Below are 16,702 nucleotides of genomic sequence, written 5' to 3'. Positions count from 1 at the left end.
TCCTGCGACATTTCATTGGTCCGCCCGACCGCCGCGGAATTGGCCCTCATCGTCATACCAAAGTCACTCTACGCTGCTCTTTCGTGATCTCCTTGACGACTTTCGCGCTCTTCGTGATGGCCTCGCTCACCCTGGTGATCGTCCCCGGGCCCAACCACCTGTACATCGCCGCCAGGGGCCTGGCCCAGGGCAGGGCGGCCGGGCTGGCCAGCGCGCTCGGCGTCGAGACCGGCACGCTGGTGCACATCGCCGCGGCCGCCGCCGGGCTCTCCTACGTCATCTCGCGGTCGGCGACGCTGTTCGCGGTCGTCAAGTGGGCGGGCGTGGGCTACCTCGTCTACCTGGGCGTGCGCGCCTTCACCGGCAAGGACGCGCAGGCCGGGACACCGCCCGTGCAGCCGCTGTCCAAGGTGTTCCTCGAAGGGGTCCTGGTCAACGTGCTCAACCCCAAGGTGGCGCTGTTCTTCGTGGCGTTCCTCCCGCAGTTCGTGAACCCCGGCGCCGGCTCGCCGGCACTCCAGATCGTCGTGTTCGGCCTGACGCTGCTGCTCCTGGGGTTCGCCTCCGACATCGTGTACGCCCTCACCGCCGGCACCCTCGGCGCCCGCCTGACCAGGGCCGCCAAGGCGATGCGGTACGTCAGCGGCGTCGTCTACCTGGGGCTCGGCGTGGCCATGGCGTTCGCCGGGAGAAAATGACCTATGGCGCCGAGGAAGCAGCAGGAGATCTTCGACGCGACGCTGTGGATGGTCGCGGAGAAGGGCTATGACGGGCTGACGGTCGAGGGGGTCGCCGAGCGGTCCGGGGTCAACAAGACGACGATCTACCGGTGGTGGCCGTCGAAGGCGGCGCTGCTCGGGGCCGCGCTGGTCGAGTCCGACGTGCTGGCGTTCGAGCCGCCGGACACCGGGTCCTTCCGGAGTGACCTGGTGGCGCTGGTCGAGCAGGTCGAGCGGCTGCTCACCGAGCCGCCCGGCAGCGACATCGCGGTCGCGGCGCTGGCCGCCGCCGTGCGCCATCCCGAGCTCGACGCCCGCCGGTTCTTCGCCGACCGGTTCGCGCGGGAGCGTGTGGTGTTCGAGCGGGCGGTGCGGCGGGGTGAGCTGAGCGGGTCGGCCGATCCGTTGCTGATCATGGATCTGCTGGCGGGGGCCGTGTGGATGCGCACGGTCCTCCGCGGGATGCCCCTGCCCGACGGCTTCGCGAAGAAGGCCGTCTCAGCCCTGCTCGACGCCTTCTGAGCGGGCGGGGTCAGCCGGCGGCGGCGAGGGCGGCCGGGATGCGGTCGAGCACCGGGTGCGGCACCAGGCCGTAGGCGTAGAAGTCGACCGCCAGCGCGCCCGCCGCCTTCGCCCCCCTGGCCTTGGCCACCAGGCGGTCGGTCGAGTCGCTGTCGGGGTAGCCGGGCCGCAGCACCGCCCGCACCTCGCGGTCCTTGCCCACCGACCGCAGGTACGCGCCCACGTCGTCGGCCACCCGCGCCGCGTCCCGCGCGTACGCCAGCACGCCGAAAGCGGGCACCAGGTCGCCCAGCGCCACCAGGTCCACGCCGAGCTGCCAGGCGTCGTGGGCGGCCAGGCCCGGGGTCGGCAGGCCGTCCCGGTAGCCCTTCACCGCGCCGGTCGAGTCGACGAAGACCAGCCTGGAGCCCTCTTCGGCGACCGCCGACGACACCTCGGAGACGAGCGTGGTGACGGTCTCGGAGCGCGCCCGCGCGTACGCCACCACCTCGGGCCCGGCGTAGGCGGTGAGCGCCGCCCTGGTCACCTCGCCCTGCGCGGCCGGGTCGCCGTCGAAGACGCCGCCCACGATCCGCGCGCACTCCTCACGCGCCACCTCGGCGTTCACGCCCAGGTCGGTGGCCCGGCGCATGCAGTAGTCGCAGAAGCAGAGCCCGAACAGGTACGTGTCCATGGGCCCGAGCTGCACGAAGGAGCGCTGCGGCTCGACCGGCGTGAAGTGCAGCGCCTCGGCGACCACGCTGTCGACGCCCAGCCTGGCCACCGCCCTGGCCAGCGCGACGGAGTACTCGCGCACGTCGGGATGGGCCGGGCACAGGTCGATCAGCGAGCCGCGGTCGCCGAAGCAGTCGCGGACGGTCACGTCGGGGTGCTCGTTGCCGAGCGTGGCGTTGCGCAGGAAGACCGTCCAGCCGTGGAGCTTCAGGCCGCGTCCGGCGCACGCCTCGCGCAGCCCGTCGAGGGCGTGGACGTGGCCGGGCACGGGAGCGAGCCGGAGCCCGTCGAACAGCCCGGCCGGCGGGGTGAAGTGGGCGCCGTCGTGCCTGATGGTCAGCCTGGACAGTCCGTGCGGGGTGACGTCGCGCGCGGCGTGGTGGACGGCGCCGACCGTGACCCCGCCCACGCCGTACGCGCTGACCCTGTCGAGCACCCGCTCGACGCCCTCACCGTGCAGGTCCTCGGCGAAGACGTATACCGAACTGTCCACGTGCAGACCTTACGCGCTCTTGTGCGCGACGAAGTCGATCTCCACCAGGATGTTCATGAGCTGCGAGCCCACCGTCGTCCGCACCGGGTACGGCTGGGTGAAGTACGACTTGTACACCTCGTTGTAGGCGGCGAAGTCCTCCTTGACGTCCTGGAGGTGGACCGTCGACTTGATGACGTCGTCGAAGCCCAGGCCGTGGGCGGCGAGGATGGCCCCGAGGTTCTTCATGACCTGGTGGGTCTGGGTGGCGACGTCGTCGCCGACGATCTCGCCGGTGTGCGGGTCGAGCGGGCCCATCCCGGAGGTGTAGACGAAGTCGCCCACCACGAGCCCCTGGGAGTAGGCCCCGACGGGAGCGGCGCCCTCGGTGGTCTTGAGCTCTTTCTTCACGAAATCTCCCTAGAAATCGGTGTGTATCGTGCCGACGACACGGTAGTCCCGGTCCACCAACGGCAGAACGCGCCACTTGTCGAAGGCGGTGCACGGATGTGAGATCCCGAAGGCCAGCAGGTCGCCCGGCTTGAGCCCGTCGGCCCGTACGACGGTGTGCTGGTCCTGCATCTTCGTGATCGTGACGCCGTTCCGGCGCGGCACCGGCAGGCCCTCGTCGTAGGGCGCGTCGCGCTTGCCCATGCCGACGACCGCGAGGCCCGGCTCGGGCGTGGACAGCACGTGCGCCCACACCTCAAGGGCCGGTCGCAGCTCGCCCTCGATCCGGTTGAACGGCGTGCGCTCGCGGTAGTAGCCGTCGTCGTGGGTGACGTACGCGCCGCTGCGCAGCAGGATGCGGGCGTGCGTGGTGACCAGCTCGCGCCCGATCACGTCGAACCACTGGCTGCCGCCGATCGTCAGGATCGGGTTGCGGACCCGGACGTGCTCGACGGCCTCCTGAAGGCCGCCCAGGTAACGCCGGACCTCCTCCGCGCTCTTCAGCGCCCCCTCGTACCCGGCGACGCCGGCCAGCTCGACGCCGGGCGTCTCCTGCACGTAGGCGGCCACCTTCAGCAGCTCGTCGAGGGTGCGGCAGCCGGCTCGTCCGCCTTCGTGCCCGAGCTCCACGAGCACCCGGAACGGGCGGGTCGAGGCGTGCCGGGCGAGAATGTCCACCCCGGCCTCGGAGTCGACGAAGCTGAGGAACTCGAAGGCCGGGTCGCGGTCGAGCTCTCCGGCGGCCCATGTCAGCCCGGCGGAGTCGACGATCTGGTTGGCCACCATGATGCGGTCGCCGCCGTAGCCGCGGGCGATCCTGGCCTGCCGGGTCGTCGCGACCGTCAGCCCCCACGCGCCCGCTTCGAGCTGCATGGCGGAGATCTCCGGCGACATGTGGGTCTTGACGTGCGGAGCCAGCTCCATGCCGTGGTCGCGGGCGAACGCCGCCATCGTGGCCACGTTGTGCTCCAGCGCGTCGCGGTGCACGATCATCAGCGGAAAGCCGAGCTCGCCGTCGAGGACCGACTGCCCAAGGATTACCTGCACGACACCCCCCTTTATCCGCGTCTGACCTTATCCCAGGCGGGATCAGCGTGATCGAAGTGCCCGTCCCGGACGGGCCCCGGTCAGCTCGCCCCCGGCCAGCACCCGTACGCCGGACACGAGCACGTCGTCGACGCCGTGCGCCGGGCTGCGCGGATCGGCGTACGTCGCCCGGTCGGACACCGTGAGCGGATCGAACACCACCAGGTCGGCGACGCACCCGCCGCGCACCAGCCCGCGCCGGTCGAGCCCGAACCGCCGGGCCGGGTGGGAGGCCAGGTGCACGACCGCCTGCTCCCACGTCCAGTCGCCCAGCTCGCGGACGTGCCGGCCGAGGAACCTGGCGAAGGCCCCGAACCCGCGCGGATGCGGATGACCGCCCACGTAGATGCCGTCGGAGCCGCCGGTGTGGGACGGATGGCGCAGGATCCGGCGTACCGACTCCTCACCCGCGGGGCCCTCGTCGGGACGCGCGGAGACGCACCCGGCCTCCAGCCGCGTCTCCACCAGCAGGTGGCGGCAGAACGCGGCGGGCGTCATGCCGGCCCGCGCGGCGGCGTCCGGCAGGGCGAGCCCCTCGGCCCATTCCAGGCCGGGCGCGTGGGAGACGGTCAGCCGGGGGTAGACGTCGCCGAGCCCGGCCCACCAGTCGTCCAGCTCGGGCGAGGTGATCATCTCCAGCGCCGCGTCGGTCTCGGCGCCCGGCACGGACGGCGGCAGCACCACCATGGCCAGGATCGTGCTGCCGCGCAGGTAGGGGTAGGTGTCGAAGGTGAGGTCGACGCCCTCGTCGTGGGCCCTGCCGACCAGCGGCAGCAGCACGTCGGCCGGCCCGTGCAGATGGGAGACGTGCACGGCCGCGCCGGAACGCCCGGCGATGTCCACGACCTCCGCCATGCCGACCCCGGCGTTCACGCCGTAGGCCCGCATGTGGGTGACGTACGGCAGGCCGCCGAGCGGCGCGCACAGGGCGGCCAGCTCCGCGGCGTCGGCGTAGCGGCCCGGCAGGTACTCCAGCCCGCTGGACAGCCCGACCGCGCCCTCGGACAGGCCGCGCTCGACCCGCTCGACCATCGCGGCCAGCTCCGCCCGCGAGGCCTGCTCCGGCGAGGCCCCCAGGACGTCGTAGCGGATCGTGCCGTGCGGCAGCAGGTAGGCCGTGTTCAGCGCCACCGCGCGGTCGTAGCCGTCGAGCAGCTCGGCCACGCTCAGCGGGCCCTCGTGCAGGGCGCCGTTGACGGCGGCGAAGTAGCGGGAGGCGTAGGCGACGGTCTCGGCCGACCCCGGCGCGAAGGACAGACCATCCTGTCCCAGGACGAACGTGGTCACCCCCTGCCGCAGCGCCGCGAGCTGCACGGCCGGGTCGAACACGGCGGCGTCGCCGTGGGCGTGGCAGTCGACGAAGCCGGGCGCGACGAACCGCCCGGTCGCGTCGATCACCGTCTCCGCCTGCGCGCCGTCCAGCCTGCCGACCGCCGCGACCTCGTCGCCCGCGATCCCCACATCCGCCCGGTACGGCGGCGCGCCCGTGCCGTCGAGCACCCGGCCGCCGCTGATGACTACGTCGAACCTCACACCAAGATTCAATCAGAGCCGCGCGAGGACGCCGATGGGCACGGTGACCAGCGGTCTACGGGCCGCTCGGCCAGCAGGTCCCTGGCCCGGGCGCGGGCGAGGTTCCAGCCGTTCCACGGGTCGGCGCGGTCGAGCCCGTTGGCGCGGACCACGTCGGCGAGCACGCAACTGCGCTGCGGCTCGGGCAGCCGGTCGAGCGCGGACACGGCCTCCGCGCCGAGGTCGCCCAGGTAGTCGGAGTCCATGTTGGTCACGCCGCGCACCTCGACCTGGGTCTGCGCGACCTGGAGGTCGGGGTTCACCAGCGAGAACACGCCCAGGCCGAGCCCGGTGACCAGGACGACCGTGCGCGGCAGCCAGCCGGAGCCGCGGCCCGCCAGGCGTACCGCGCCGGCCAGCAGCACGAGCGCGAACAACGCGCCCAGCCACCACACGGTCGCCTGGACGGAGATCCGCAACCGTGACAGGCCGTAGGCGTCGGTGTAGAGGTTCATCCGGTGCAGGGCCGAGGCCAGCACCACCATGGTCAGGCCGCACAGCACGCCGAGCACGACGGCCAGCAGCCAGCGCTCGCCGCGCTCGGTCCGCAGCAGCCCCCCGGCCACCGCGACGATGCCGAGCACGAACACGCTGACCACCACGAGCTGGAAGAACCCCTGCCTGGCGTACTCGGCGTAGGTCAGGCCGGCCGTCCGCAGCACCCAGTCGGCGCCGCCGAACAGCGCCCTGATCTGGACCGCCACGAACGCCGAGAACAGCAGGTTCACCGAGACCAGCGGCACCAGCCACACGCTCCTGCTCACGCCGAACTTGTGCGCGGGACCGACCGGGTCGATCACCGGCCGCAGCGCGACCAGCACCGTGGCGGCCAGCAGCAGGGCGACGAACCCGAAGACGAAGATCCGCGAAGGCACCGAGTCGGCCCAGGCCGGGGTGCTGGTCAGGCGCTCGACGTACGCGGCGAACACCGCGTCGGCCGAGGCGAACAGCAGCCCGAACACCAGCACCAGCACGACCGTGATGCCGAGCCCCGCGAGCACCGGCATGATCCGCCGCCTGGCGGTCAGCTTCCTGATCGGCCCGGCGAGGAACCACGGCACCGGACCGAGCGCGAGCACCACGGACACGCCGCCCCTGATCACGCCGAGCCATCCCGCCCCCGCGCCGGACACCGCCAGCGCGCCCAGCCCGGCCCCCGCCACGAGCAGGATCGCGACCAGCCAGTCCGCGTCGCGCACGGCCGCCATGGAGATCAGCCAGTACGCCGTCACCCCGAACGCCAGCGTCCAGGGGGTCATCCTGCGCAGCACGGCCGGCAGCGCCGCCGCGCCGAGCACCATGGCCACGAGCACGATGCCCAGCCCCACCTGGGCCTCGGGCAGCGCCACGGCGGCGAACACGCCCGCGCCCGCGGCGGCCGGCAGCAGCCAGCGTGGCGCGACGGGCAGCTCGGGCCTGGGGAAGAGCGGCGGCGGCACGTACGCCGGCCCGCCCCCGCCCGGCCCCCGCCCCGCCACCTGGTACGCGGCCTGGTACGCCGCCGCCCTGCGCCCCGACCCCGCGCCCAGCGCCATTCCGAGCGCGCCGCCCAGCGCGGTCACCATGACCAGCGTGACGAGCGCGAGGCCGTCGCCGACGGTCACCGAGGCCAGCACGGCCGCGAACAGCCCGCCCAGGAAGCCGACCACGACCCCGAGCACCCCGCCCCCGACCATCCTGGCGAGCCCCCCGCTCCCCGCCTGGTTCACGGGCGGAACCGGGGCTCCCGCAGGCATCCCCGCCCCGGCCCCCACGAGGGTGCCGGCCCCTGGTGCCGTCGCGTCCGGGGGGAGCGGCGCCGGGTCCCCGGCGGCGCCCGGTCCGGCGGGCGGCTGCGGGCCCGCCCTGCCCGGGGTCGCCGGGCCAGGGCCCGCCGTGCCAAGGGGCGCGGGGGGCGGAGGCGGGCCGTCCTCGGCCGCGGGGAGCGCGTCGCCCAGGGGAGGCGCGTCCGCCGGACGGCCCTCGTGCACCCTGTTCGCCCCCTTGTCGAACGGTGTCTCCGTCATCGTCGTCCTTCCTGGTAAGTCGACGACCATGCGGCACCCCGCGCAGTCGTCGATGCGGATCGACCCCCCGTGCAGCTCCACGACCTCCTTGACGATCGCCAGCCCCAGCCCCGCGCCCCCGGAGTCGGCCGCCCGCCCCGCGTCCAGCCGGGAGAACCGTTCGAACACCCGTCCCCTGGCCGCCTCCGGGATGCCCGGCCCCTGGTCGGCCACCACCATCCGCGCCCCGTCCCGCCCGGCCGAGCACGTCACCGTCACCACGCCCCCGGAAGGGCTGTGCCGTACGGCGTTGTCCAGCAGGTTCGCCAGCACCTGCGCCAGCAGGTCGGGATCGGCCCGCACCGCCGGCCCGCCGGGCGCCGACGCCGTGATCGTGACGTCCTCGCGCGCCAGCGACGCCTCCCGCACGGCCTGCTCGACCAGCGGCGCCAGCTCGACGGCCTCGGGCTCGATCAGCCGTACGCCCGAGTCGAGCCTGGACAGGTCGAGGAGCTGGGCGACCAGGCGGCCGAGCCGTTCGGTCTGGGCGAGCGCGGTCCTCATGGTGACCGGGTCGGGCGCGGAGACGCCGTCCACGACGTTCTCCAGCACCGCGCGCAGGCCGGTGATGGGGGTGCGCAGCTCGTGGCTGACGTTCGCGACGAGCTCGCGCCGCTGCCGGTCCACCGCGCCGAGGTCGGCGGCCATCGCGTTGAACGCCCTGGCCAGCTCGCCCACCTCGTCCCGCGAGGTGGCGCTGACCCGCAGGCCGTAGCTGCCCTTGGCGATGGTCTGGGCGGCCCTGGCCATCTGGCGCAGCGGCTTGGTCATGCCCATGGCCAGCACCTGGACCATGATCAACGCGAGGATGACCGCGACCACGATGCGGACGTCCCGGGTGAACCCGGCGTTGAGCCCCACCTCGTTCACCACGAACGCGGTGCCCACCGCCAGCACGATGACGATGCCGAGCTTGACCTTGATGCGGCCGAGGAAGTCGAGCGGCCTCATTGCCGGACCAGGGCGTAGCCCACACCGTGGACGGTACGCACCACGTCGGAGCCCAGCTTGCGGCGCAGCGCGCGGACGTGGCTGTCCACGGTCCTGGTCGCGGCGGCCTCGGAGAAGCCCCACACGTCCGACAGCAGCCGGTCGCGCTCGAAGACCTGCCCGGGGCGCTCGGCCAGCCGTCGCAGCAGGTCGAACTCGGTCCTGGTGAGCTGGGCCTCGACCCCCCGGACGAACACCCGGCGCGCGGCCGTGTCGATCTCCACCTCGCCCACCCTGATCACCGTGTCCTCGACCGCGAGCTGGGCGGCCCGCTCGACCCGGCGCAGCAGCGCGTGGATCCTGGCCACCAGCTCGCGCATGCTGAACGGCTTGGCCAGGTAGTCGTCGGCCCCCACCCCCAGCCCGACCAGCACGTCGGTCTCCTCGCCGAGCGCGGTCAGCATGAGGACGGGCACCGGGCGCGCCGCCTGCATCCTGCGGCACACCTCCAGCCCGTCCAGACCGGGCAACAGCCGGTCGAGGATCACCAGGTCGGGCTCCGCCTTCCCGTACTGGACCAGGGCGTCGTGCCCGTCGCCCGCCACCCGGACGTCGAAGCCCTCGGCGGCCAGCCTGTTCCGTACGGCCAGGGCGATCGTCACATCGTCCTCGACCACGAGGACGCACCGCTGCTCTGCCACGTACGAAAGAGTAGAAGTGCGCCGTGCAGACGACACTCCATAATTTGTGCACATCTGGTGCAGACTTGGCCGGTGAACACCGCTGGCTACCTCAGCCGTCTGGGCCTGTCCCGCCTGATCGACGCCCCCGCGAGCGCCGAGGGCCTGCGCGCGCTCCACGTCGCGCACGTCGAGAGGGTCGCCTACGAGGCGCTGGAGATCTGGCTGAACCGTCCCACCTCCCTTGATCCCGTCGAGTCCGCCGAGCGCATCATCAGGGGGCGCGGCGGCTACTGCTACCACCTGAACGGCGCCTTCTCCGAGCTGATCAGGAACCTCGGCTACGACGTCACCAGGCACGTCGGCGGCGTGCAGAACCCCAGCAGCGAGCCCGGCGTCACCGGCAACCACCTGGTGCTGACCGTGCGCGGCCTGCCGAGCGAGGACAACCCGGGCGGCGAGTGGCTGGCCGACCTCGGGCTCGGGGACGGCCTGCACGAGCCGCTGCCGCTGGTCGCGGGCGCGTACCGGCAGGGGCCGTTCACGTACGCCCTGCGGCCGTCGGAGGTCGCGCCCGGCGGGTGGCGGTTCGACCACGATCCGAGTGGTTCGTTCGTGGGCATGGATTTCGAGCGGACCTCCACAGACATGTCCGCGTTCGCTGATATGCACAACCATTTGTCGACGTCACCGTCGTCGGGGTTCGTGCGCACGGCCGTCGTCCAACGGCGGGACGCCTCCGGTGTGGACTCGCTGCGCGGGCTCGTCCTGTCCCGCGTCGGCGCCGGCAGCCACTCGATCACCCTGGACACGGCGCGCGACTACTACGCCGCGCTCGCCGACGTGTTCCGGCTGACCTTCGACGACCTGGGCACCCACGACGCCGAAGGGCTCTGGAGCAGGCTGAACGACGCCCACGAGGCGTGGCTGACCGGCCGGACCGCGTGATGGCCGGGCAGTGCGGGCGAGCGCTATCGTGCACTCGACATGGCTGAGACCAGGAAGCTCGCCGGGCGCTATCGGCTGCTCAACCCCCTGGGCGCGGGGTCCGTACGGCTGGCCTTCGACGAGACGGAACACCGCGACGTCGCGGTCAGGGAGCTGCGCATCCCGCCCGAGCTCCGCGAGTCCGCCCTGCACGAGGCGCGCAGGGCCGCCGGGTTGCGCCACGCCTCCATCGCCCGGGTGCTCGGCGTGCTGGTCGAGGACCGGGTGCCGTGGCTGGTCATGGAGTTCGTCTCGGGCGTGTCCCTGGAGCAGGCCGTACGCGGGCGGCAGCCGCTGCCCGTCGTCCAGGTGGCCAGGATGGGCGTCTGCGTGTTGTCGGCGCTGGACGCCGCGCACGCGGCCGGGATCGTCCATGGGCAGGTCAGCCCCGGGAACGTGCTGCTGACCAGCACCGGAAGGGCGGTGCTCACCGGGTTCGGGGTGCCGAGCCTGAGCATGCGGCCCTCGGCCGACCTGTGGTCGCTGGCGGCCACGCTGCACTTCGCCGTGGAGGGCCGCCCGCCCGGCCAGGTGCCCGCCGAGGGCGCCGACCCGCTCAGGTCGCTGATCCGGGCCATGTTGCATCCCGCCGGATCGCCGCCGGTGGAGGTGGTGCGCGAGACGCTGGAGCGGCTGGCCGTGGACCAGCCGCTCGACCAGGTCGTCCACGCCCTTGGACCGCTCCCGCCCGCCGAGGTGGCCGAGATCGGGCTCGCCGTGCTCGACCAGCTCCAGGCCAGGGGCGGCCACCACGGGGCGGTGCAGCCGGGCGGCATCCTCATCTCCGACCAGGGGCGGGCCACGCTGGTCGCCCCGCTGCGGTCGGCCACCGTCCCGGCGTACACGGCTCCGGAGGGGGGCGCGGGCCCGGCCGCCGACCTGTGGTCCCTGGGCGCGACGCTCTTCATGGCCGTGGAAGGTGTGCCGCCCGCGCCGGGGGCGTCGCTGGCGCTGGCGGGGGCGCTGGCTCCCGTCCTGGTCCGCCTCCTGTCCGGCGTCCCGGCCGACCGTCCCACCCCCGAGGCCCTCCGTCAGCAGCTCCTCGCGGTCATGGGCCCGCGCCGATGACCGGCGTGACCGTCCTGCCGCGTCAGGCCGAGGCCGGAGCCGCCGGGCGGGGCGCCGGCCGGTGGTGGCCCGCCGGGCCCGCGCTCGTCGCCGCGGTGGCCGGGTTCTGGGGGCTCCCGGTGCCGTCGCTGTGGCGGGACGAGTCGGTCAGCGCGCTGGTCGCGCGCATGTCTTTCGACGAGCTGCGCCGCTTCCTCGCCGACCTCGACGCCGTCCACGCCCTCTACTACCTCCTCCTGCGGCCCTTCGCCGCCCTTCCCTGGCCGCCGGAGATCGCCGTCCGCCTGCCCTCGGTGCTCGCCTTCGTGGCCGCCGCCTACGGGGTCGCGGCCCTGGGCCGCCGCCTGGCCGGCACCGCCGCCGGCCTGTACGCCGGTCTCCTGTACGCCCTCACCCCCATGGCCGCCCGGTACGCCCAGGAGGCCCGCTCGTACGCCCTGGTGAGCGCGGTCGCCGTGCTGGCGACGTGGCTGCTGGTCAGGCTGCTCGACCGTCCCGGCCGGGCCGCCCTCGTGGCCTACGGCGCGAGCGTGGCCCTGCTCGGCTGGCTGCACCTGTACGCGCTGCTCCTCGTCCCCGCCCACCTGCTCACCGCCTGGTTGCCGGTGCTCCGCCGCACGCTCGCCGCGAACCCGGCGCCCGCCGTCGTGCGCTCGCTGGTCGCCGTGGGGGCGGCGGGGGTGGCGCTCGTCCCGCTCCTCGCCCTGGCCGCCGGTCAGCGGGACGCCCAGGTGTTCTGGCTCAGGTCACCGGGCTGGGCCGAGCTGGCCGCCTTCCCCGGCGAGGTCGCGGGGGCGGGCGCGGCCGTGCTGTTCGCCGCCGCCCTGTGGGGGGCCGTACGCGCCCCGGCGGTGGCGGTGTGGGCGGCGTCGCCGGTGGCGCTCTCGTTCGCGATCTCCCAGGTCCAGCCGGTCTACCATCCGCGTTACGTGCTCTTCGCGGTCCCGCTGCTCGCTCTGCCGGCCGGGATCGGCCTGGCCGGGGTGCGGTGGCGTCCCGTGGCGGTCGCCGCGCTGGCCCTGTACGCCGTGCTCGTCCTGCCCGCGCAGGTGGCGATGAGGCAGCCCGCCGCCCGTCCCGACGACCTGCGCACGCTGGCCGCCGCGCTGGCCGCGGAGGAGCGTCCGGGGGACCGGGTGTTGTTCGTGCCGCAGCGCTTCCGGCTGTTCGTGGCCGTGTACGGCACCCCGTACGACCGCCTGACGGACCTCACCCGCGCACCCGGCGCGCCCGGCCCGCGGACGGCCGACGAACTGGACGCGGCGCTGAAGGGCGTCGACCGGGTCTGGCTCATCTCCCCCAGGATCGGGACGAAGTACGCCGACGACGAGCGCTACCGCACCCTGAAAAGAACGCTCGTACCAGGACAGACACGCACCTACGGCTCGATCCACCTGACCCTCTGGTCCCGCAACAATTGAGATACATCGCGTCCTGGAACCCAGGGCACGGGTCCACTCGTTGGAAGGGCGACGCAGAATGTGGGAGAGGCGGGGCACGGGCTCCGCGTTCGGAGGAAGCCAGGGATGTCGCCAGTTCAGAAGTACGTCATCGGCGCAGGCGCCGCGGTTCTGCTCTCGCTGATCTTCTTGCCGGGCTGGATCACGCTGCTGGTGGTCCTCGGCGCGGTCGCGGCGCCGGTGGTCGGCTACCTCATGCTCGACCCGTCGCAGCGCGAGCGGCTCAAGCGGGCCCGCAGGCGCGGGATCGGCAGCTGAGGCCCGCGAGCCGCGGCGGGGGCCGCCGTCAGGCCCTCGCCGCGCTCAGCTCGGTGCGCACCCGGCTGTGCACCCGGCGCTCCACGTAGAACGACAGGAACGGGATCGTGCCGCCGAGCATGACCCCGAGCATGTAGGGCCAGCTCCAGCGCGCCTTCATGCCCAGGTTCATCACGGTGATGAGGTAGATCATGTAGAGGCCGCCGTGGATGGGCGCGATGATCTTGGACATCTCCGCGGCGCCGAAGCCGTAGCGCAGCACCATGGCGACGCACAGGATGAGCAGCATGACGCCGACCACGTAGGCGAGCACCCGGAAGGGCTTGAGAGCCGATTCCACCGTTAACCTTCCAGAACCATCTCGGGGGACTTGTCGCGGTCCCGATCCGCCCGTACGGCGTCGCGTACGAAGTGGAACCACATGAAGACGGCGAATCCAGCGAAGATCCACCAATTTGCGGCATATGCCAGATTACGCCAGGTCAGTGTGCCACCGACCTCCGGCGGCCGGATCTTGACCTGCCCGAGCGAGCCGGACGGCGGCTGCGCCACCATGAAGCCGGTCCGCAGCTTCTGGCCGGTCCACAGGTTGATCAGCTCTCCGGTGGACACCGTCTGGACCTGACCGGGAGGCAGCCCCTCCACCCGCCGCTGGACGCTGTCGGTGCCCTGCTGGCCGCGCAGCCGCCCGATCACCGCGACCCGGCCCTCGGGCACGACGGAAACGCCCGGGTCGTCCGCCTTGGCCGCCCAGCCGCGCACGACCGGCATCAGCGTGCCGTCGTCGAGCCTGATCGGGGTGAGCACCCAGTAGCCGTGGTCGCGCGAGACGTTGCCACCGGGGGCGTCGACGTCGGGGCGGCGGTCGGCGACCAGGAGCTGGCGCGCGGCCTCGTACGTGCCCTCAGCCGTGACCCTGCGGCCGACGGCCTCGCCCTCCATCTGCCCGCCCACGGGAGCCAGCGTGGCGACCCCCACGGGGGCCGGGTCGACGGCGGCGTGCGGCCTGCCGGAGTCCTGGAACACACCGAGCTGCCAGCGGCCGAGCAGGATGAACGCGATCAGGACCCCGATCGTCAGCAGATGCAGCCCCACGACGCGGGGTGAGAGCAGGGTCCGGAGCATGACTCAAAGCTATCCGCCGGGTGGAGTGGTCCCCTCATCAGCCCATGCCTATAGATAGTGGCAAAGGGTGCAAATGGACCATGTCATCACGCTAGGCTGCTGGCCATGTCTGACCAGCATATCGACCCGGCGGGCAACACCCAGCAGTTCCGCGCCTTCGCGCAGCGCCAGGAGCAGGAAGCCGAGGCGGCTCCCAAGAAGTCGCCGCTGCTGCCGATCCTGGCGGTCGCCGTGGTGATCGTGATCATCGGCGTCGCCGCCTTCCTGCTGCTCCGCTAGCACACAACCCCATACGGACCACCCACCCGCCCCGACGCCGTGGCGGGTCTTCGTCGTTTCCGCACACTCGTTTCGCACAGGCCGGGCGTACCGCCTCCCTGGACCGGCGGTGGCCGGCCGACTACATTGGACGATACGTCCAATACATCGGACCGCGGTGGTCGCGGTCGTCGTGGAGGTTCAGTGGCCGAGCCAGGATTGGTGATCGTCGGCACCGGCTTCGCCGGGATCGGCATGGCGATCAAGCTCAAGGAGGCGGGCTACCACGACTTCGTGATCCTGGAGAAGGCCGCCGACCTCGGGGGCACCTGGCGGGACAACACCTACCCCGGGTGCGCGTGCGACGTGCCGTCGCACATGTACTCCTACTCATACGAGCTGAATCCCGGATGGTCGCGGATGTTCGCCCCGCAGGCCGAGATCTGGGACTACCTGCGCACGTGCGCGGACAAGTACGGAGTAACGCCCCACATCCGCTACAACAAGCACGTCACGGCCCTGGAGTACGACGACGACCATCGAGGCTGGGCGGTCACCACGGACGACGGCGCCACCATCCGGACGAACGCGGTCGTCTCCGGCATCGGCGCCCTCCATATCCCGAAATTTCCGGCAATTGTGGGGAGGGAGTCCTTCGCCGGCCCCTCCTTCCACTCCGCCGAATGGGACCACTCGGTCGATCTCACCGGCAAGCGCGTCGCGGTCATCGGCACCGGCGCCTCCGCCGTGCAGTTCGTCCCCCGGATCGCCCCACAGGCGCGCGAGCTGACCGTCTTCCAGCGCACGCCGCCGTGGATCCACCCCAAGCCCGACCTCACCTTCTCCCCCGCCGCCCGGCGGGTCCTGCGCCTGCCCGGCATGGCCCGGGCCCTGCGCGGCGGCATCTACTGGGCGCTGGAGAGCCGGGCGCTCGGCTTCGCGGTGCACCCGCGCCTGATGAAGCCGCACGAGTCGCTGGCGCTCAGGCACCTGGCGGCCCAGGTGCCCGATCCGGACCTGCGCAGGAAGCTGACGCCCGACTACACGATCGGCTGCAAGCGCCTGCTCGTCTCCAGCGACTACTACCCGGCCCTGACCAGGCCCGACGTCACCCTCGTCACCGACGGCATCGCCGAGATCCGGCCCCGCTCGATCGTGACCGCGACCGGCGAGGAGCACGAGGTGGACGTGATCGTCTACGGCACCGGCTTCAAGGTCGTGGACGCCCTCCAGACCCAGCGCATCACCGGCCGGAACGGCCTGAAGCTCCAGGACGCCTGGCAGGACGGCATCGAGACCTACCTCGGCATCACGGCCTCCGGCTTCCCCAACCTGTTCTTCCTGCTCGGCCCGAACACCGGCCTCGGCCACCACTCGGTCGTCTTCATGATCGAGTCACAGGTGCGCCACGTCGTCGAGTGCCTGCGCCTGCTGTCCAGGACCGGGGCCAGGGCGGTGGACGTCAGGAAGGACGTCCAGGACGCCTTCAACCGCCGGCTGCGCGCCCGCCTGGACCCGCTCGTGTGGAACGCGGGCGGCTGCACCTCCTGGTACCTGGACGAGCACGGAGTGAACCGGACGATCTGGCCGGGCTTCACCTTCGAGTACTGGGCCCGTACGCGGAAGGTGCGCCCGGCGGCGTACGAGCTCATCTACTGAGGACGGCGGGTCACCTGCGGCCCAGCGCCTTGAGCTGGACGGGGGTGAGGGCGGAGACGTTCTGGTCCACCGGCGCGTCGGCGTACTGGTGGATGGTCCAGGTCTTCCAGTCGGCGGGGGCGGTCACCTGGCCGGGGCCCTGGCCGTAGCGGGCCACCCACAGCGGGTACTGCTGCAGGCCGTGGCCGTACTCGTCGGCGAAGTTCCAGCCGCTGTAGAACAGCGGCGTGATGCCCGTCCTGGCCTGGACGTGCGCCAGCCACTTCTTGGCCCAGGCGTTGACCGCGGTCACGGACTGGCCGTCGGTGGTCTCCAGGTCGAGCGCGAGCAGGTCGCCCTTGGCGGCCGGCTGCCGGTTCACCACGGACAGGAAGTGGTCGGCCTCGGCGACCGGGTCGTTGGACGGGTGCCCGTAGTGGTAGGCGCCCCGCACCTTGCCCTTCGTGCCCAGGTCGGCCCAGTGGCGGGCGAAGGAGGCGTCCACGTGGGTGGCGCCCTCGGTGGCCTTGACGATGCCGAACGAGGCGCCGCTGGCGGCCCAGTCGTGGTCCGGCTGGTAGCTGGAGACGTCCTGGCCGTAGGTGAGGCCGTCGGCGTGGGCCGGGGCGGACGTCAGGCCGAGGGCCGACACGGCGGCGGTGGCGGCCAGCAGGGCGGTCGCGTACAGCTTCTTGGCGTTCACAGGGTTCCTCCTGAG

Annotated in this window: 17 protein-coding genes; 8 read left to right on the top strand and 9 right to left on the bottom strand. The window is 72.6% G+C overall.

Annotated elements, in window-relative coordinates; genetic code table 11:
- The first annotated feature begins 83 nt into the window (after positions 1 to 83).
- Positions 84 to 698: a LysE family translocator gene (locus AB0J97_RS09755; protein WP_364086600.1), complete on the top strand. Its 615-nt coding sequence runs from the start codon at positions 84 to 86 to the stop codon at positions 696 to 698.
- Between the two features lie 3 nt (positions 699 to 701).
- A complete protein-coding gene (locus tag AB0J97_RS09750; protein ID WP_357702853.1) occupies positions 702 to 1,241 on the top strand; it encodes a TetR/AcrR family transcriptional regulator in 540 nt (179 codons plus the stop codon).
- Positions 1,242 to 1,251: 10 nt separating this feature from the next.
- On the opposite strand, the gene AB0J97_RS09745 is transcribed toward AB0J97_RS09750, so the two are convergent.
- The 6 genes from AB0J97_RS09745 to AB0J97_RS09720 are packed head-to-tail and all read right to left on the bottom strand — an operon-like array spanning position 1,252 to position 9,187.
- Positions 1,252 to 2,448 (bottom strand): hypothetical protein, encoded by a 1,197-nt coding sequence (locus tag AB0J97_RS09745; RefSeq protein WP_364086597.1) that lies wholly within the window; start codon positions 2,446 to 2,448, stop codon positions 1,252 to 1,254.
- A 9-nt stretch (positions 2,449 to 2,457) separates the two neighbouring features.
- Positions 2,458 to 2,838 carry a Rid family detoxifying hydrolase gene (locus tag AB0J97_RS09740; protein ID WP_189649864.1) on the bottom strand — a complete coding sequence of 127 codons (381 nt, stop codon included), beginning with the start codon at positions 2,836 to 2,838 and terminating at the stop codon, positions 2,458 to 2,460.
- A 9-nt stretch (positions 2,839 to 2,847) separates the two neighbouring features.
- Positions 2,848 to 3,924 carry an alanine racemase gene (locus tag AB0J97_RS09735; protein ID WP_364086594.1) on the bottom strand — a complete coding sequence of 359 codons (1,077 nt, stop codon included), beginning with the start codon at positions 3,922 to 3,924 and terminating at the stop codon, positions 2,848 to 2,850.
- A gap of 42 nt (positions 3,925 to 3,966) precedes the next feature.
- Complete coding sequence (locus AB0J97_RS09730) at positions 3,967 to 5,496, bottom strand: amidohydrolase family protein (RefSeq protein WP_364086590.1); 1,530 nt, start codon at positions 5,494 to 5,496, stop codon at positions 3,967 to 3,969.
- Positions 5,497 to 5,504: 8 nt separating this feature from the next.
- On the bottom strand, positions 5,505 to 8,531 hold the full coding sequence (locus AB0J97_RS09725) for a DUF4153 domain-containing protein (protein ID WP_364086588.1): 3,027 nt from the start codon (positions 8,529 to 8,531) through the stop codon (positions 5,505 to 5,507).
- Positions 8,528 to 9,187: a response regulator transcription factor gene (locus tag AB0J97_RS09720; protein ID WP_357703064.1), complete on the bottom strand. Its 660-nt coding sequence runs from the start codon at positions 9,185 to 9,187 to the stop codon at positions 8,528 to 8,530. Before AB0J97_RS09720 ends, AB0J97_RS09725 begins: the two co-directional genes overlap by 4 nt.
- A 96-nt stretch (positions 9,188 to 9,283) precedes the next feature.
- On the opposite strand from AB0J97_RS09720, the gene AB0J97_RS09715 reads away from it, so the two are divergent.
- From AB0J97_RS09715 to AB0J97_RS09700, 4 genes are all read left to right on the top strand, one after another.
- Positions 9,284 to 10,138 (top strand): arylamine N-acetyltransferase, encoded by an 855-nt coding sequence (locus AB0J97_RS09715; protein ID WP_364086586.1) that lies wholly within the window; start codon positions 9,284 to 9,286, stop codon positions 10,136 to 10,138.
- A 39-nt stretch (positions 10,139 to 10,177) separates the two neighbouring features.
- A complete protein-coding gene (locus AB0J97_RS09710) occupies positions 10,178 to 11,245 on the top strand; it encodes a protein kinase (RefSeq protein ID WP_364086584.1) in 1,068 nt (355 codons plus the stop codon).
- Positions 11,242 to 12,666 carry a glycosyltransferase family 39 protein gene (locus tag AB0J97_RS09705; protein WP_364086581.1) on the top strand — a complete coding sequence of 475 codons (1,425 nt, stop codon included), beginning with the start codon at positions 11,242 to 11,244 and terminating at the stop codon, positions 12,664 to 12,666. Before AB0J97_RS09710 ends, AB0J97_RS09705 begins: the two co-directional genes overlap by 4 nt.
- A 105-nt stretch (positions 12,667 to 12,771) precedes the next feature.
- On the top strand, positions 12,772 to 12,963 hold the full coding sequence (locus tag AB0J97_RS09700) for a hypothetical protein (RefSeq protein WP_364086579.1): 192 nt from the start codon (positions 12,772 to 12,774) through the stop codon (positions 12,961 to 12,963).
- Positions 12,964 to 12,991: 28 nt separating this feature from the next.
- Here the strand turns inward: AB0J97_RS09700 and AB0J97_RS09695 are convergent, their stop codons facing one another.
- Positions 12,992 to 13,303 carry a DUF3817 domain-containing protein gene (locus AB0J97_RS09695; RefSeq protein WP_357702871.1) on the bottom strand — a complete coding sequence of 104 codons (312 nt, stop codon included), beginning with the start codon at positions 13,301 to 13,303 and terminating at the stop codon, positions 12,992 to 12,994.
- Positions 13,304 to 13,305: 2 nt separating this feature from the next.
- Entirely contained in the window at positions 13,306 to 14,088 is a 783-nt protein-coding gene (locus AB0J97_RS09690) for an SURF1 family protein (protein ID WP_357702873.1), read from the bottom strand.
- Positions 14,089 to 14,193: 105 nt separating this feature from the next.
- Here AB0J97_RS09690 and AB0J97_RS09685 point away from each other — a divergent pair, with 105 nt between their 5' ends.
- Both AB0J97_RS09685 and AB0J97_RS09680 read left to right on the top strand, forming a co-directional pair.
- The gene (locus AB0J97_RS09685; protein ID WP_357702875.1) at positions 14,194 to 14,367 is read left to right on the top strand and encodes a hypothetical protein; all 174 of its coding nucleotides are present in this window, start codon (positions 14,194 to 14,196) and stop codon (positions 14,365 to 14,367) included.
- A gap of 183 nt (positions 14,368 to 14,550) precedes the next feature.
- Entirely contained in the window at positions 14,551 to 16,005 is a 1,455-nt protein-coding gene (locus tag AB0J97_RS09680; protein WP_364086576.1) for an NAD(P)/FAD-dependent oxidoreductase, read from the top strand.
- Between the two features lie 10 nt (positions 16,006 to 16,015).
- On the opposite strand, the gene AB0J97_RS09675 is transcribed toward AB0J97_RS09680, so the two are convergent.
- Positions 16,016 to 16,687 carry a GH25 family lysozyme gene (locus AB0J97_RS09675; RefSeq protein ID WP_364086574.1) on the bottom strand — a complete coding sequence of 224 codons (672 nt, stop codon included), beginning with the start codon at positions 16,685 to 16,687 and terminating at the stop codon, positions 16,016 to 16,018.
- Between the last annotated feature and the right edge of the window lie 15 nt (positions 16,688 to 16,702).

Source organism: Nonomuraea sp. NPDC049607, from assembly GCF_040675375.1.
GTDB lineage: Bacteria > Actinomycetota > Actinomycetes > Streptosporangiales > Streptosporangiaceae > Nonomuraea.
Note: the sequence above shows the minus strand (reverse complement) of the source record. Positions and strands in the feature narration are given on the sequence as shown.

Excerpts from the sequence above, each read along its gene's own strand:
- AB0J97_RS09750 (WP_357702853.1), top strand. The coding sequence starts at position 702 with ATGGCGCCGAGGAAGCAGCAGGAGATCTTCGACGCGACGCTGTGGATG.
- AB0J97_RS09725 (WP_364086588.1), bottom strand. The coding sequence starts at position 8,531 with ATGAGGCCGCTCGACTTCCTCGGCCGCATCAAGGTCAAGCTCGGCATC.
- AB0J97_RS09710 (WP_364086584.1), top strand. The coding sequence starts at position 10,178 with ATGGCTGAGACCAGGAAGCTCGCCGGGCGCTATCGGCTGCTCAACCCC.
- AB0J97_RS09705 (WP_364086581.1), top strand. The coding sequence starts at position 11,242 with ATGACCGGCGTGACCGTCCTGCCGCGTCAGGCCGAGGCCGGAGCCGCC.
- AB0J97_RS09700 (WP_364086579.1), top strand. The coding sequence starts at position 12,772 with ATGTCGCCAGTTCAGAAGTACGTCATCGGCGCAGGCGCCGCGGTTCTG.
- AB0J97_RS09690 (WP_357702873.1), bottom strand. The coding sequence starts at position 14,088 with ATGCTCCGGACCCTGCTCTCACCCCGCGTCGTGGGGCTGCATCTGCTG.
- AB0J97_RS09685 (WP_357702875.1), top strand. The coding sequence starts at position 14,194 with ATGTCTGACCAGCATATCGACCCGGCGGGCAACACCCAGCAGTTCCGC.